Source organism: Acinetobacter sp. GSS19, from assembly GCF_028621895.1.
Taxonomy (GTDB): domain Bacteria; phylum Pseudomonadota; class Gammaproteobacteria; order Pseudomonadales; family Moraxellaceae; genus Acinetobacter.
Map to the genome: position 1 here is coordinate 1,134,730 of NZ_CP117520.1, position 15,837 is coordinate 1,150,566.

Consider the following 15,837-nt stretch of genomic DNA (forward strand, 5'->3'; position numbering starts at 1 on the left):
GCAAACTCGCTGTAAATTTTGACCTGAAAAATTGATAGAAGGATAGCAATGAAAAAAATAATGTTGTGCGGTGTATTGGCTTCTAGCTTCATGTTCTCGCCGATGGTTTTAGCAAAAGCAGTTGTATTTAATGCGACTACAATCGCCAAAACCCAGCTCGACTCATTAAGTTTTAAAAACCTGATGCGCACTTTATATCCAGGACAAATGGTCAATGTTGATGTGCAGGATGAGAGCATTGCGCAGATGCCTCACATTGGATTAGGAAGACCCGACCGTGACAATAATCAAACCGTTGCCGTGATGCATCCCGTGCTCAGCTATCCAAATACCTCACAACAGAAGCGCTATCTGGTGATGATTGAAAAGCTGCAAGTCAGTGATGGAGCAGTACAAAGTTGTCATGCTTGTAGTGCTGATGCGGATCTTTATCTGTTTAAACAGTTGCCGAATGGGCGATTCCAGCTGGTCAGCCGGAGTGCTCCGAAAGCACAATTTGGTGGCTCATGGGGACGAGTTGATATAGATCTTAAACAGATTCAACAGAATCTCCAGCCCTTCGGTAAACAGCTCACTGGAAGTTATTTCAAAAGTGGTTATACCAGTACCGGAACAACCATGAGTAGCTGGCAAGCGTTATTTTTATCCGAGAATGACTATATTCGCAGTTATGAAATTGCGGATGGCGGTGCAGATAATGCCGGCAATTATGAGCCAGATTCGCCGTTATTTTACAATTATACGAGCACTTTAAAAATAATTCCGAATGGTGCAGCTTATTATCCTGTTTGTGTGACTTACACAGGTGAGAAACCGATGGCAGATGACACGATTCGGCATGTGAACTATAGCGAGAATTTACGCTTTGATCCGGTTCAAGGCAAATATAAATCTGTACCTTGATCACTCAAGTCTAGACAACAAAAAAGCCCATGAACCGTACCGGGTTTGTCGGAGACCAACTTTCTTGAGAGAATGTCCCGATGACAAAACCAAAATATACCCCTGAAATCCGAGATAGAGCGGTTCAATTATTGATTGAATCCGAAAAAGATTATCCATCGAATTGGGCTGCAATCACTGCTATTGCTCCCAAGATAGGTTGTACTCCTGAAACACTGCGTGTTTGGTATTTAAAACATCTCGATCAACAAAATCCTATCAAAGTACAACAGGCATCAGATCAAGAAAAAATGAAGCAGATGGAACGTGAAATCAAAGAATTAAAGCGTGCCAATGAAATTCTACGTAAAGCAGCTGCTTTTTTCGCCCAGGCGGAGCTCGACCGCCCACACAAATAATGGTGGATTTCATCCATAACAATAAAGACTTATATGGTGTTGATGCGATTTGTAGGATTTTACCGATCGCAGCTTCAACCTATTACCGAACTTTAGATCTCGCGGACAATCCAGAACATCGAGCGAAGCGAGATTTACATGACTTGCATCATGCTGAACAAATTAAACGAATTTGGAAGGAAAGTTCAGGTCGATATGGTGTACGTAAAGTTTGGCAAAAATTGAAACGTGAAGGCTATATTATTGCACGCTGTACAGTTGCTCGATTGATGCAAAAGCTAGGTATACAAGGTGTTTGGCGAGGTAAGAATAAACAAACTACCCATAGCCGAGATGATCAAAAACGAGCAGATGACTTGGTGAAACGCAATTTTAGTGCTGATCACCCTGACCAGCTGTGGGTCGCTGACTTTACGTATATTCAAACAAATTCAGGCTGGGTCTATACCGCCTTTATTATTGATGTGTTCTCGCGAGCAATTGTTGGATGGAAAGTATCAACACGGATGAATACAGACATGGTGCTCGATGCACTGGAGCAAGCATTGCATGATCGAGGCATGCCAAAGAACGTGATTCATCATAGTGACAGAGGTGTGCAATATCTTTCCATTCGTTATACCAATCGTTTAGAAGCAGCAAATTTACGAGCATCAGTCGGTACGACCGGTGATTCATACGATAATGCTTTGGCTGAAACGGTGAATGGCTTATACAAAACAGAGGTGATTGAATATTTAAAAGCGGATTGGCAAGGTTTAGCGGATGTACAACTTGCGACACTAAACTGGGTAGATTGGTTCAATAAAGAGCGTGTACATAGTGCACTAGGTTATGTGTCACCTTTTGATTTTGAAGCAATGTACTATGATAAAATTAACCCATTAGGTCAGGTGGCCTAACTTAAATAAAAAGTCTCCCACAAACCCGGTACGGTTCACTTATTTAAGATATTCTTTTCCATGGATCAATTAGAACAAACTAAAAATTCTCAAAATTCAGAACTGATCGAGATCGATGAGGGTATTCGACTACATATCACTTGGGCGCAAAAAGTATTTGAATACCTCGTTTTAAAAACACCTGCAGAACCTCAATTTTCGGCTGAAAATAGTCATTTATTGTGTCAATTTGGCAAATGGTTTCAATCAAATCACAGCAAGTTTGAACAAATCAATCCTGATAAAACCCGGGAATTGGAACAAGCGCATTATCTTGTCCATCATCATTTGCATAATATCCTTTCCAGGCTCGGTGGAGATCAGCATGTAGATACAGATTTAGTCAGCCAATATCAAACAAGTCAAAGAGATTTGATTGAGCTCCTGATTTATTTTAGAACCCATTTTATTACCAAGAAATTACAGTATGACCCTTTAACCGGTTTGGCTTTAAGATATGGGATAGAAAATAAATTCGCTATCCTGCGTCAGAGTACAGAAAAATACCAGAAAACATTGGCGGTCGGTTTACTGGATTTGGATTATTTTAAACGGGTGAATGATCAATATGGGCATCAGGCGGGTGATGAAGTTCTTGCCTATACTGCGAAGTTACTCCGTGATTCTCTTCGAGATACGGACAACATTTTTCGCTTTGGCGGAGAAGAGTTTTTAATCTTTCTAGAAGTGAGCAATGTTGATTCCCTGCATAGGATTATTGACAGAATTTTCCAGTCACTGCATAACAATCCGATCCAATTAGAAAGTGGTGAAGTCATCCATATTACCGCAACAATCGGCATTATCATTGTAGAGCCTGATGAAACCATGGAAAACGCGATTGCCAGAGCAGACCGAGCCCTTTATTTAGGAAAACAGCAGGGACGTGACCAGGCAGTTTTTGCATGATCGGATGAATTTGCCGGGTTCATTTATATTCAGCAGAGGCGCTGTTGCAAATAACTACGAATGATAAGCTGAAGAGTTTCATGATAAACATCGTTTTAGTGTGTATGCCTTGGCTATGGCTGAATAGACATTCCACCTGCATTAAGAGGAGAAAGGTGGAGTGATATATGAAAACTATTTGGTGCGCTTGTCGATGCAGAGAAACACATCGGTGCTGCTCAATATGAGTTAGAACGCGACCATGGAATTAAAATCCAATTATTATGATTTAACTTTATGATTTTTTGAATTTCTTACTTTAGATAATTCTGGATATTGAATATTTTTTTGCAGTAGTTTGATAGGGGAAAGATGCATCCCCTTGTTTTAAGTTTAAAGCAGGACTAGTCGTGGGCTGGGTAGGATTTTTCTTTACCGAAATTATTTTTTTCTCGATAAAGAACCCTCAACCGTTTTATGAAAGTCAGTTTTGACAAATTATTCATAATTTGAGCTTTCAGTTTGGTATTTGGCTTATTATGGGCGTGCCATTCTCAATGGCATGTGGATTTTTTGCGGATATTTTCATTAGTCACTTCAAAGGTTGAGTATTGTAAAAAATAATACGATTTGTTCGTACGTATTCTCTGTGAATTCATAGAAATAAAATGAGGCCAGTGTGATCGACCTCATCAATATAGGTTCTTTATTCAGATAAAACCTGAAGATCTTTGTATGAGGTAATCAGGTCAGAATATATCCTGCTTGTTTTGGGAGATGGATGGAGCAAGAATTCTGAGTCTTATGCTTAACCGTGAGCAATTGAGCTAACTGTGTTTCAATATTTCGCTGCAGGGTTTGCTGATGTTGCTCGCTTAATCCGGATTGCGCTAACTGAATTTCTAGATGTTCAATTGCTTCACCATAACTAATCTCTTTTTGTTCAATAGCATAGTAGTAACCATATAAGGCACCCTGATTTAAGTTCTGGTAGGGTAAGCCCTGCTGAATATTAAAAGCTATTGACCCCAAAACGCGTTCAGAGGCGGCTAACTTCCGCAAAGGATCACGTGCGACACGTTCACATGGATCTTTGTAAGCATTGACACAGGAGTTAATGAAGCTTTGTGCTAGGTCATTAAGGTTTTTTTGGCGATGCGGCAGGGTAAGGGCAAGTCCCGCTTTCACTTCTTCTAAAAGATCCTGCATAAACTCTCGAACTTTTAGGTCGGTCATGGATAAACCAATCGTTTCGTAACCTAATCGTGCCGCATACCAGGCAGTCATGGCATGAACACCATTCCATAATCGGTTTTTGATCAGCTGAATTTCTTGGATATCTTCCACTAAAATCATTTGACGCATTTTGCTGAGTAAAGGGCTGTTATTTTCTACGTAAATCGGCATATCCACTTCTGCATGGAAGAGAATCAAATCCATGGTTTGTAAAATATGACTCGGTTTAAAGTTGTTACACATCTCCTCCACATACATTGAAGCCAACCGTTCCTGCTCAGGATTTAAACGAGTGGCATCTTCAATATCGGTCTGATCAAGTTCATGATCCAGCTGATATTGCTTAAAGATGTTGTACTTAATACGAAGTTGCCGATAAAGATTTTGGTCGGTCAATTTGGAAACCATGCGGTTAACGACCGTATCACAAAAATAGTGTTGATCTAGAATCTTCTCAGCCACGTTTAAAGTCGTGATTTCACTCAAAGCAGTCCGTAGATGTTCAAGTAAGACATTCTTGGCACCAACTTTATTTAAGATAATGAGGATGGTTAAAGGGTGGGTGCATTGCTCGTCATATGCAATGTAACGGGCATACAAGCCTTGGGCAATAGTTTTAGCCTCGCTGGCTAGCGCATGCTCCGGCAAGCAAAGTGCAATCATGCTTGATGTAGTATACATCTCCTGCATTTGTTCAATATTGCTTGCATCAATGATATGCATATTTTCAATACGTTCATCATAGGACAACTGCCCATAACGAATACAATAACTGCCAAAGGCATTGACTGCTGATCGATACAAAGGATTATGTGTTGAAGCATAGATCCGTTTTGGGCGTGTATAACCATCCCAATGCGACATAATCTGTGCCATAAAACCACCACCAATCGCACCAAATCCATGAATGCCGACGGTTAACTGATTCAGACTTTGTGGGAAAGGCTCCTGAAGCATGGGCATTTCAAGGCTTGGTGTATATTGATCCAGTTCATGCAGACAGTCATACATACTTGCAAAGAAGTAATCTGCCTTATCCAGCATATTGGTATTCGGTTCTTTGATGTCTTGAAGCAAGATGGTTACTCCACCAGCCTCATAGGCTGAAGTAATACCATTTTCAGAGTCTTCGAACATCAGGCATTCAGATGAGGGTAAACTAAGTTTCTCAGCGGCTGACAGAAAAATTTCCGGGTGTGGTTTACCTTGCTGTACTTCATCACCACACACCAGTACATCAAAGAATTTATAAACATTTGCATTTATCAAATATTCTTCAGCAATTAAGCGACGGCTTGATGTAGCTACAGCCATGCGTAAACCAGATTTACGTAAGCGTTCTAGCACCTGTACCAACCCTTTTTTGATTGGTACACCAAAACTTCTCACACTTTCAAGTTCGAGTTCATCCGCTCGTTTTCGAATCTCTGCGTAAGGGATATCTTCTCCATACTGCTGTTTGGCCAGTTGATGTGCACTGGTTGCACTGAGTCCCAGGCAAGCCATTAAATAGGCATCACTAAATGAAACCCCAATTAATTCCTGAGAAGCCTGTTTCAATGTTTTGAAACGTAGACGCTCAGTATCGAACATGGTTCCATCCATGTCGAAAATTGCCCCATGAATAATATCATTATTAAATTTAAGCACTTATAATCCCTCTTACTGTAACACTACAATCAAATACAGCATAAGGAAAACTGTTAACATGATGGAACGATTATAAAAAATGAAACAGTTTTGTTTATTTTTTAGTCGCTTGATAGCTGGATTTACAAAATTATGTAATTTTAAGTAAAGTTACTTTTCTGAAGTGTATATATGTCCCAGGGTAGAGCGTAATCCAAAGACTCATGAATCAGTAGAAATTCAAGATTTTCACTGATATGGATAAAACGTAGGATGTTAAATTGACAAACCACTCGAATGAACATAATTCACCCCCTAACTCAATCAGTAGATTAAGACGAGTCCGTCATCGTTTTAGTCTACTGGCAGATAAGGCTGAAGATGATGAAATAGAACGTCGGATTCGTGACGGGATTGAGCTATCAGGAGCAATTCCCTGGATTCTCATCTTCGCCATTTTTATTGCATCCGTCGGATTAAATATTAATTCAACCGCTGTGGTGATTGGAGCCATGCTGATTTCCCCACTCATGGGACCGATTATGGGGATCGGGTTAGGGGTAGCAGTTTATGATTTTAAACTGGTGAAACGTGCACTTTTCAATCTGGGTATTGCAACACTGATCAGTCTGGTCGTATCAACCCTATATTTCTCGATATCACCACTCGATAATGCACAATCCGAACTTTTATCACGGACTAGCCCAACAGTTTGGGATGTGCTTATCGCATTATTCGGTGGATTGGCAGGGATCATTGGGGTCACCCGGGAAGAAAAGTCGAATGTTATCCCTGGGGTGGCGATTGCGACTGCATTGATGCCACCAGTTTGTACTGCCGGATTTGGTATTGCGACCGAACAGTTGATCTTTGTCGGTGGCGCACTGTATTTATATACCATCAATTGTGTATTCATCAGCTTGGCAACGATCATCGGTATCCGAATTCTAAGGTTAAAACCACATAGTTTTGCTGATGAAAAAGTCGAAAGACGTGTGAAGATGTCATTGCTGATGATTGCGATTGTAACAGCAATTCCGAGCGCCTATCTGGCAACCAAATTAGTGAATGAAGAAGTCTTTAAATCCAATGCCAATAAATTCATTACACAAGAATTTACCTTCAAAGATACACAGGTCGCCAGTTCAAAAATTGATAGCAAAACACGTACGATTGAGCTGGCTCTGGTCGGTTTGCCATTAAGTCAGGCTACGTTGCAGAATATTGAGGGAAGACTTGCTGTTGCACAGCTCGAAGGAACTAAAATTATTGTTCATCAAACCAGCGATAATAAGGTGGATGTGACTGCCTTGAAGTCTGGATTACTGAGTGATTTGTATTTGAATGGACAAGAGGCCCTACGTCAAAAGGATGAACAGGTAAAACAGTTACAGCAAGAACTGAAGGTAAAAAATGCCTTATTTACCAATGCAGATGATATTTTTGCTGAACTTCGCGCACAGTATCCAAGCATAACCTCCGTCTTTCTTGGACAGGGCATTGATTTACCAACTGTTGCCAATCAAAAGCAAATACTTCAACTCAGCGTGAGAACATCTGAACCGCTATCTAGTGAAGATAAAGTGCGAATAGAAAATTGGTTCAAGGTCAGGACAAAAACAGATACTGTGCTGTTAAATTTCGTGGTAAATCAAGATAATTAGTTTGTGACGAATGCTTTTCATAAAAAATGGCTCTCTCACAGCAGAAAATTGGAGAACAATAAGCTCTCCAATTTATAGCTTAAAACAGTTCACAAGTGAATTAATCTAATTGTTCATCAACAAGCTATCAGTTAAAAGTAATATGGATTACTTTTTCTTGGTATGCCTCTTTAGTTACTGGACTGCCACCACTCTCCTAGACAAATTTCGTCTATTCTTTTTGCATAGGAGAGAACATTATGAGTGGACAACGATACACCCCAGAATTTAAAGATGAAGCTGTTAAATTGATTACCGAACGTGGATATTCTGTCACTGATGTGGCTGAACGTTTAGGTGTATCACAGCACAGCATTTATAAATGGCTAAAGGCCGTACAGCCTTTACGCAACAACCCTGATGAACATGAACTACTCGAAGCAAAGAAAGAGATCCTTCGTCTTAAAAGTCAGCTTAAGCAAACTGAAGAAGAGCGAGATATCTTAAAAAAGGCCGCAAGGTACTTTGCAAGCCTGCCCGAGTAAAGTATCAGTTTATCCTTGAGTACAGCCATCAATTTAAGATTAAAACGATGTGTCGGGTTCTTAAGATTGCTCGTGCTGGCTATTACGCCTGGCTACATGAACCCGAATCAGGCAGAACAATTGAAGACAAACGGTTATTACAACTGATCCGCTCTTCTTATGATGCCAGTTATGGCATCTATGGTTATCGTCGCATCACGCTGGATCTTAAAGAGCTAGGTGAAAGCTGTGGCCCCAATCGTGTGCTGAAGATCATGAAGAACAATGGCATTGCCGCTGTTCGAGGATATAAAAAGCATAAAAGTTATGGTTGTGGCCGTCCTCCGATTGTGCCACCAAATCACTTAAATCGAGAGTTCGCTGTGAGCACCCCTGATACTTCCTGGGTGACTGATATTACCTACATCCGTACTTGGCAAGGCTGGTTATATCTGGCTGTGGTTCTCGATTTATATTCAAGGAAAGTCATCGGTTGGTCAATGAAACCTACGCTTGCCAAGGATATCGTTTTGGATGCACTTTTAATGGCGGTATGGCGACGCAGACCCAATGAACCTGTGATCATACACTCAGACCAAGGCTCACAATACAGTAGCGGAGACTGGCAGAAATTCTGTCAAAAGCATAATTTAGTTCCGAGTATGAGTCGTCGTGGAAACTGTTGGGACAATGCTGTTGCTGAATCCTTTTTTAGTAGTTTAAAGAAGGAAAGAATTAAAAAGAGGATCTATAAAACACGAGAAATGGCCCGTGCGGATGTGTTTGATTATATCGAGATGTTTTACAATCGAATCAGGCGTCATTCGCATCTCGATGGGATGAGCCCAGAAGCATTTGAGACAGCTTCAAAATGAGGCGGTCTCATGTCTAGGATACTGGGAGCAGTCCACTGTTTCTGATTTTTAGAGAGGCTAGTGATGTGATATATAAACACACAAGCGACTACACCACATCACTAGACACTGATGAGTTATTTACGGATTTAGAAGGTAAATAAACTTATGATGGAGTAAGTGTCATGGATTATTAGGAACTTTGCTTAGTTTGAGAAAGAAATCAGGGCAAGGATAACAGCTAGTCATCATTCTATCCACTCTAGCAATCGGATTTAACATAATATACATTATGCGAAATCAGTCTGTTAGAACCCATTCAAAATGTCTATATTCTCACCAATAAAAATGTCTAGTTTATGATGGCTTAAACATCATGGACTGGATATGAAATATAGATGCTGATCACTATGTCTGACAAAGAAATTCAACGTCTTGCTGTTCTGCAAGACGTTCGAGATCAACGCATAACCCAGTCCCAAGCTGCTCAGCTACTTCATATTTCAGAGCGTCAGATCAGACGTTTATTGCAAAAATACAAAGCTCAAGGCCCAGCTGCATCTGTGCTTTAGTGGGACTGAAACAACCTTTGACTATATACTTTTCAAGCAGCACCTACATCGCATAGACATTTTAATTTATATGGGTGCCTACATTAATTAATTTCCCATTTCTCAATTCCATAACTTCCGCTTGTAAAAACTCAACTTCATCTAAGTGATGCGTGACGTAAATCATAGGTAATCTCATCTGATCTTTAACCCGCTTTAAAAACACTAAAAGCTGCTTTTTTAGTGCATCATCCAGCCCGGTCAAAGGCTCATCCAGTAACAGTAAATGTGGAGAAGACAACAAGGCGCGCCCAATAGAAACTCGTTGTGCTTCACCACCTGAGAGCTGAGATGTACGGCGTTGTAGTAATGGCGTGAGTTCCAGTAGTTCCACTACTTGCTCAAACTGAAATTTTCGCTCAAACGGCTTCAGCATTTTTTCTGCATAACACAGATTCTTCCGCACGTTCAAATGTGGGAACAGCAATGCCTGCTGGAAAATTAATGCAATCCTGCGTTGATGCATGGGAATATTGATATTGTGTACTGTGCTGAAAAGTACCTGTTGCTGAAATTGGATATTGCCTTGGGTCGGCCTGCACAGACCAACGATATTTTTTAATAAGGTGGTTTTACCACTTCCCGAAGCACCGACCAGCCCCATCATGGGCTGCTGCATGTTCAACTCAACCTGCAACCTAAAATCGGCATGTTGATATTCAAAAGCACATTGCAACATATCAGCTCCCTAACCTTTTCTGATAGTTTTTCAGAATCCATGAATTGGCCAACAAAGCTAAAAATGACAACAGTACAGACAACAGCACCAAGCGTATTGCCATGTTTTCGCCATTCGGCTGCTGCAGAAAAGAATAGATGGCTATCGAGAGCGTTTGGGTTTCATCTGGAATATTACCCACAAAGGTAATCGTTGCCCCAAACTCTCCAAGACTGCGACTAAAGCATAAGATACTGCCGATCAAAATCCCAGGAAATACCAAGGGTAAATTGATACTCCAAAAGACTTTCCACGGTGCTGCGCCCAGTGACCCCGCAATCTGTTCAAGTTGCGGATTCATCAATTGAAAGGATAATCGGATGGGTTGCACCATCAACGGAAAGGCCACCAGCATGGCGGCTAAAACGGCACCTTTCCAGTTGAATGCCAGCTCAATACCTAGCAGTTGCAGATATTGCCCCAGAAAACCCTGTTGACCGAAAGTCAGGAGCAGTAAATAACCCAACACCACGGGAGGTAAAACCATCGGCAATTGCAAAATAGCTTCCAGGATAAACTTCAGATGAAATTCATACCGGGCCAATAGCCAGGCCAGCGCTATAGCAAAAGGCAAACAGAACAATGTGGTACATATTGCGACCTTAGCTGACAAGATCAACGCGCTTAACTCTTCTGGGCTAAACATGCTTAACACTCCTGAATCTATAGTCAGGATTTCAACTGAAAACCGTATTGATGAAAGATAGCTTTGGCTTGCGAACTGTGCTGTAAAAACTGGATGAAACGCACGGCTTCCGGATTTTTTTCACCGCCTTGTGTCAGAGCTATGGGATAGACGATAGGACGATGTGACTGTGTAGGGAATGTCCCGAGGATTTTGACTTTTTGGCTCAACAAAGCATCCGTCTTATAGACAATACCCACCTCACATTCACCGCGTTCGACAAATGCTAGAGCTGAGCGTACATCTTGCGTTCCGACAATCCGCCCCTTCAGAGAGGTTAGCCAGTTGAACTGGCTCAAACTTTGTTTGGCATATTTACCGACTGGAACAGACTCCATATGACCTGTACACAGATAGCCCTGGAACGACTGGGCAAATTTAAAATTTGGGCTGGCAGTAAAGGTAATCTTGCGATTTTTTCGGCTAATCACTACCAGTTCATTACTTAGTAAAGGCTTGATAGTCTTGGAATCAACCACCTTTCGCTGCAACAGATAATTCATCCAGTCCGGATCAGATGAAAAAAATAGATCCGCTTTCGCACCCGCTTCGATTTGCTTGGCTAATGTAGAGGATGCTGCAAAAACCGGAATGATGTGCGTTGACTGATGCTGTATCTGATAGGCCTGTGCAATATCCGTCAGGGCATTGCTCAGGCTGGCCGCTGCATAAACTTTGACGCTACCGGCCTGTACTGTAACAATACTACTAGTCAAAGCGATGCCTACCCCCAGGGATGTTTTCATACACTTCTCCTTAGCCTTGGATGAGCAAAACCTTCACGATCTGCCCTGCATGTATTGCAGTCGCTGCAGGGACACGAACCAGCGCATTCGCTTGCATTAAATTACTCAGCATATGTGACTGTTGTTTAGATAAACTTGTAACCTTTAAGGTTGCCTGATCCACAGTCAAGGACATACGTAAAAAGCGCTCTCTCTCATCCGGTTTCAGGTCATGTGTCAAAATGGCAGTTATCCAGTGGGGTTGTTGCTGCTGCCCTTGTAAGGCGAACAGCAAAGTCGAGACATATACTTGCATGCCGACATAAACGGCGGCCGGATTACCAGGCAAACCCAATAAATAACAATGTGAGCCATCTTCACGGCGCTGTCGGGCAAAGAACATTGGCTTTCCCGGTTTCTGCTTCACTTTCCAGAAAATCTGTTGAAAACCCGAATCCAGAGCAGCCGGACGGATAAAATCATAATCTCCCACCGAAATGCCGCCCGTGCTTAGGATGAGATCATAATGTTCGCTTAAGCTTTGCAGTAAGGTTTTGACCGCAGCAGCACTATCCTCGACGTGGATAATATCGACAGAATGTCCGGCTTGCTGGAACCAGACATGGATTAATGGGGTATTGGCATCAAAAATTTTACCGGATGCCAGGTCCTCTATGTTTTCTGCTACCTCATCACCCGTAATTACCACAGCCACTTTCGGGTAACAAAAGACCTCGACTGTTTGAATACCTGCCATACCTAAAGAAGCAATCGCACCGACTGATAAATACTGTCCTTGTTCGGCCAGTAATTGTCCGCAAGTGATTTCTTCTCCAGCATGACGAATATCCACATCCAGACTTAGATTTTTCTCGACCTTAATGCAGGTCGAATTACCCCGATGGACAATTTCCTGACGTGCAACTGTAGTTGTCCCGGTTGGAATCGGAGCACCGGTAAAAATCCTGACGGCTTGTTCAGCCTTGAGTGACACAGCTGCCTGTTGTCCGGCACGAATTTCACCGATCAACTCAAATTCCGTATCTTCTTCAATCACCGATTGTGCACAAATCGCATAACCATCCACCGCACTTTGTGCAAATATAGGCAGATTAATCTTGGAATAAACATCTTCTGCCAAATACCGGTACAATGCCTGATTTAACATGAGCTGTTCTGTCTTCAAAGCTTTGGTCTCATGCAGAATGAGATCCAACGCCTGATCAACACTGATCAACCCCTGCTCTGTATCACATCCTGACATTATTGATACCCACCTTGATGTGGAATATTTTTTTGCACGTCAAATAAATGCACCAAGGCGGGCAACACCGCGATTAAAGATTCTTTTGCCCCTTGTCGACTGCCAGGCAAGGTCATCACCAGACTATTTTCAATATAGCCTGCCACCCCACGGCTCAAGGCCGCATATGGTGTACGTTTCTGGCCAAAACTACGCGATGCTTCCATTAACCCGGGAATTTCGCGTTGCAATAAGGGTTGCAGGGTTTCTACCGTTAAATCTTTAGCTCCAAGTCCGGTTCCACCCACCGTTAGAATCAAAGGATAATCATTTTTTTGCTGTTCGATCAGAGCCAATAATTGTTCAGGACTATCTGCAATCACCTGATATGAAATTTCGTCAAAATTGGCTTCCTTTAAAATCTGCAAAACATTTTTCCCGGCAGTATCGGGTTTTCTACCCGCAGCAACCGTATCTGAAAGCACAATCACCGATGCTGGCATGGCCTGTTTGAGCACGCGAGTAAAATGAGACTTACCGCCTTTTTTTTGCTGCAATTTACATTGATCGAGAGATAAATCTTCCGGCTCACAATGTGGTTTAAGCATGTCATACAAGGTCAGACCAGCCAGGCTCACCGCCGTCAAGGCTTCCATTTCTACACCGGTCGGACCAATGGTTTCCACGGTAGCAATAATCTCAACATGGGCATCAAAGAGTTCATATTCCACATCCGCACGATAAATCGGCAATGGATGACACAGCGGGATCAACTCATCCGTCCGTTTTGCAGCCAAAATGCCTGCAATCCGGGCTGTCTTCAATGCATCGCCTTTCTCCGTATTGCCATTGCGTAACAGTTCAATGCAATGTGACGGGGCATGCAGGATCCCTGTCGCTACGGCAGTACGATAACTTTCAGCTTTCATTCCGACATTTTTCATTGCGGCTTCCCTAGATTCATTCTGATTCCGATGTTAAAGATGGTTGTGGCGTGTGAAGTGCTAGACAGAATGCGCATGATGGCAATGCAAATGTTCAGCGTGTTGAGATGTTTTTAGGGATAAATCTGCTACATATCTGGCATTCGCATAATCTTGACGGATACAGCAACCTTCTACATATTGACTGCTCCCATCCAGATAGAACTCTTCTTTCCAGACCGGGACTTCATGTTTCACCCGTTCGACCACCGCTTCGCATGCAGCAAAAGCCTCACGCCGATGTGCTGCGTAAGCGACTGCAATAATTGCTTCTTCACTAATCTGCAAGGTTCCGATGCGATGCATAACACGGACATAAGACACGCCATATTGCTGCTGGATGTCCTGTTCAATCTGGCGAATCATTTTCTCTGCCACAGGTGCGTAGGCCGTATATCTCAAGGCCTTGACCGCTTTACCTTCATGATGGTTACGCACCGTCCCGATAAACACGCCAACCCCACCACATTTAGGAAAATGCTGAACAGTATCAAAACGGTCCAGGCTCAAACGCGTCTCTGAAATGCGTGCAAAGGATTTAAGTTCGTCCATATCATCCTCCTGCCACAGGTGAAAGCAAAACCAGCGTGCTGTCTTGTCGTAAGATAGCTTGCCGTGGAATGATGTCTTCTCCAATGGCACAGGCACAGCGCTGCAATAGCAGATTTGACTCTGGATAATCCTGTGCCACCTGATCAAGTACATCAGCAACACTTTGGCCTGAATTACAACGTATCTCCAGAACTTGAGGAAGGTTGCGTTCAATTGCACCAAATGCTTCGATTTTAATTTTGAGGGTCTGCATCCTAACCTCCTAGCATGTGCATGCTGATTTTTCGTGAGAACTGAGTACCCGTCTGCTGGGTAATAGCCTGAAAGCCAGATTCTTTGTGCCAGATATAATCGGAAAGTGCCGTCTGTAAGTGCAATGCAGCGAAAGGTTCAGCAGCCATCAAGGCTCTGATTTGATTTTTCAGACTCAGTCCTTTCGGGGCAAATAAACAGTTATAAAAATCACCTTGTGCCGTTAAGCGTAGCCGATCACAGCTGCCACAAAAGGAATGGGTAATGGTCGAAATAATTCCAATAGGATGGCCATCAATTAAATATTGCCGTGCCGGATCAGCTGAATGCCGGTTCAGGACAGTAAGATCAAATTCAGTGGCAAGCGTTTCCAGAATTTGCTGCTCGCTGACCACATGTGCACTGGACCATCGATGTTCACCATCAAGTGGCATAAATTCAATAAAGCGTAAAATAAACTTGTTCTGGATTGACCAGCGTGCTAAACGCAGAATCTGATCTTCATTCACGCCACGCATTAATACGCTATTGATCTTGATCGGAAAACCTGCAGCTTGTGCGGCCTCAATTCCTTCAAGAACCGGTATCAAATCTTTTTGTGTCAACTGTTGAAACTGGGCCGCATCCAGGCTGTCTAAACTGATATTCAGATCATCCAGCCCGGCCTGTTTTAATGCACTCGCATAGTATCTGAGATAATACGCATTACTGGTCATAGCGATACGCTTCAAGCCAATCGCTTTCAGTTGCTGCAATTGCGCAATAAAGTGCACCACTCCCTGACGCATTAAGGGTTCACCGCCGGTGATGCGAATCTCCTGAATGCCACGGCGCACCATAAAATCGCAAAACAGGTAAAGTTCTTCAAAACTGAGCAGGTCTTTTTTATTAATCCATTCTGGATGCTCAGGCATACAATAGACACACTTAAAATTGCAGCGATCTGTCACTGAAATCCGCAGTTTCCGTTTATGACGACCAAACTGATCCACAAAGCGCATGTTAGTTTTAGGCTGTGTCCTCATATTCATGTGGAATATCCCTCTTCAGGC

At 42.5% G+C, this 15,837-nt stretch carries 13 protein-coding genes, 2 pseudogenes and 1 other annotated feature; of the genes and pseudogenes, 6 read left to right on the top strand and 9 right to left on the bottom strand.

All coding sequences use genetic code 11. The annotated features are described in order from the left end of the window. Nucleotides 1-48: 48 nt before the first annotated feature. The 3 genes from PGW99_RS05490 (at nucleotide 49) to PGW99_RS05500 (ending at nucleotide 3,151) form a co-directional block, all read left to right on the top strand. Nucleotides 49-903, top strand: a complete 855-nt coding sequence (locus tag PGW99_RS05490; RefSeq protein WP_273779205.1) for a hypothetical protein — start codon at nucleotides 49-51, stop codon at nucleotides 901-903. 80 nt (nucleotides 904-983) lie between these two features. Next, a protein-coding gene (locus PGW99_RS05495) for an IS3-like element ISAba2 family transposase (RefSeq protein ID WP_099527933.1) occupies nucleotides 984-2,203 on the top strand; the annotation gives its coding sequence in 2 pieces (ribosomal slippage) (nucleotides 984-1,260 and nucleotides 1,260-2,203; 1,221 coding nt in all). After that, nucleotides 1,259-1,375: a sequence feature (AL1L pseudoknot), on the top strand. Its footprint overlaps the gene before it by 117 nt. Before the next feature lie 60 nt (nucleotides 2,204-2,263). Then, nucleotides 2,264-3,151, top strand: coding sequence for a diguanylate cyclase (locus tag PGW99_RS05500; RefSeq protein WP_273779207.1), 888 nt, complete (start codon nucleotides 2,264-2,266; stop codon nucleotides 3,149-3,151). A gap of 723 nt (nucleotides 3,152-3,874) precedes the next feature. On the opposite strand, the gene mtlD is transcribed toward PGW99_RS05500, so the two are convergent. Then, nucleotides 3,875-6,016, bottom strand: a complete 2,142-nt coding sequence (gene mtlD, locus PGW99_RS05505; protein ID WP_273779208.1) for a bifunctional mannitol-1-phosphate dehydrogenase/phosphatase — start codon at nucleotides 6,014-6,016, stop codon at nucleotides 3,875-3,877. A 260-nt stretch (nucleotides 6,017-6,276) separates the two neighbouring features. Between mtlD and PGW99_RS05510 the strand changes: the two genes are divergently transcribed. From PGW99_RS05510 to PGW99_RS05520, 3 genes and pseudogenes are all read left to right on the top strand, one after another. After that, a complete protein-coding gene (locus PGW99_RS05510) occupies nucleotides 6,277-7,659 on the top strand; it encodes a TIGR00341 family protein (protein ID WP_273779209.1) in 1,383 nt (460 codons plus the stop codon). A gap of 239 nt (nucleotides 7,660-7,898) precedes the next feature. After that, nucleotides 7,899-9,037 (top strand): IS3 family transposase gene (locus PGW99_RS05515; RefSeq protein WP_100223103.1). Its coding sequence is split into 2 segments (ribosomal slippage): nucleotides 7,899-8,157 and nucleotides 8,157-9,037, totalling 1,140 coding nucleotides; the frame shifts between segments, so codons are not numbered across the junction. 389 nt (nucleotides 9,038-9,426) lie between these two features. Further along, nucleotides 9,427-9,576: pseudogene (locus tag PGW99_RS05520) on the top strand (helix-turn-helix domain-containing protein); the annotation flags it as partial. Nucleotides 9,577-9,649: 73 nt separating this feature from the next. Here the strand turns inward: PGW99_RS05520 and PGW99_RS05525 are convergent. The 8 genes and pseudogenes from PGW99_RS05525 to moaA all read right to left on the bottom strand — a co-directional run bounded on the left by PGW99_RS05525 (nucleotide 9,650) and on the right by moaA (nucleotide 15,816). Continuing rightward, the gene (locus PGW99_RS05525) at nucleotides 9,650-10,306 is read right to left on the bottom strand and encodes an ATP-binding cassette domain-containing protein (RefSeq protein WP_273779211.1); all 657 of its coding nucleotides are present in this window, start codon (nucleotides 10,304-10,306) and stop codon (nucleotides 9,650-9,652) included. 1 nt (nucleotide 10,307) lies between these two features. After that, nucleotides 10,308-10,991: a molybdate ABC transporter permease subunit gene (gene modB, locus PGW99_RS05530; RefSeq protein WP_273779213.1), complete on the bottom strand. Its 684-nt coding sequence runs from the start codon at nucleotides 10,989-10,991 to the stop codon at nucleotides 10,308-10,310. A gap of 23 nt (nucleotides 10,992-11,014) precedes the next feature. Next, nucleotides 11,015-11,776, bottom strand: coding sequence for a molybdate ABC transporter substrate-binding protein (gene modA / locus PGW99_RS05535; RefSeq protein ID WP_273779214.1), 762 nt, complete (start codon nucleotides 11,774-11,776; stop codon nucleotides 11,015-11,017). 10 nt (nucleotides 11,777-11,786) lie between these two features. Continuing rightward, nucleotides 11,787-13,019 (bottom strand): molybdopterin molybdotransferase MoeA, encoded by a 1,233-nt coding sequence (locus PGW99_RS05540; protein WP_273779215.1) that lies wholly within the window; start codon nucleotides 13,017-13,019, stop codon nucleotides 11,787-11,789. Continuing rightward, nucleotides 13,019-13,954 (bottom strand): annotated as a pseudogene (gene moaCB, locus PGW99_RS05545) (bifunctional molybdenum cofactor biosynthesis protein MoaC/MoaB); the annotation flags it as partial. The pseudogene moaCB and the gene PGW99_RS05540, both read right to left, overlap by 1 nt. Before the next feature lie 48 nt (nucleotides 13,955-14,002). Next, the gene (locus PGW99_RS05550; protein ID WP_273779217.1) at nucleotides 14,003-14,533 is read right to left on the bottom strand and encodes a molybdenum cofactor biosynthesis protein MoaE; all 531 of its coding nucleotides are present in this window, start codon (nucleotides 14,531-14,533) and stop codon (nucleotides 14,003-14,005) included. Nucleotide 14,534: 1 nt separating this feature from the next. After that, complete coding sequence (locus PGW99_RS05555) at nucleotides 14,535-14,786, bottom strand: MoaD/ThiS family protein (RefSeq protein ID WP_273779218.1); 252 nt, start codon at nucleotides 14,784-14,786, stop codon at nucleotides 14,535-14,537. 1 nt (nucleotide 14,787) lies between these two features. Then, nucleotides 14,788-15,816, bottom strand: a complete 1,029-nt coding sequence (gene moaA / locus PGW99_RS05560; RefSeq protein ID WP_273779220.1) for a GTP 3',8-cyclase MoaA — start codon at nucleotides 15,814-15,816, stop codon at nucleotides 14,788-14,790. Nucleotides 15,817-15,837: the final 21 nt, after the last annotated feature.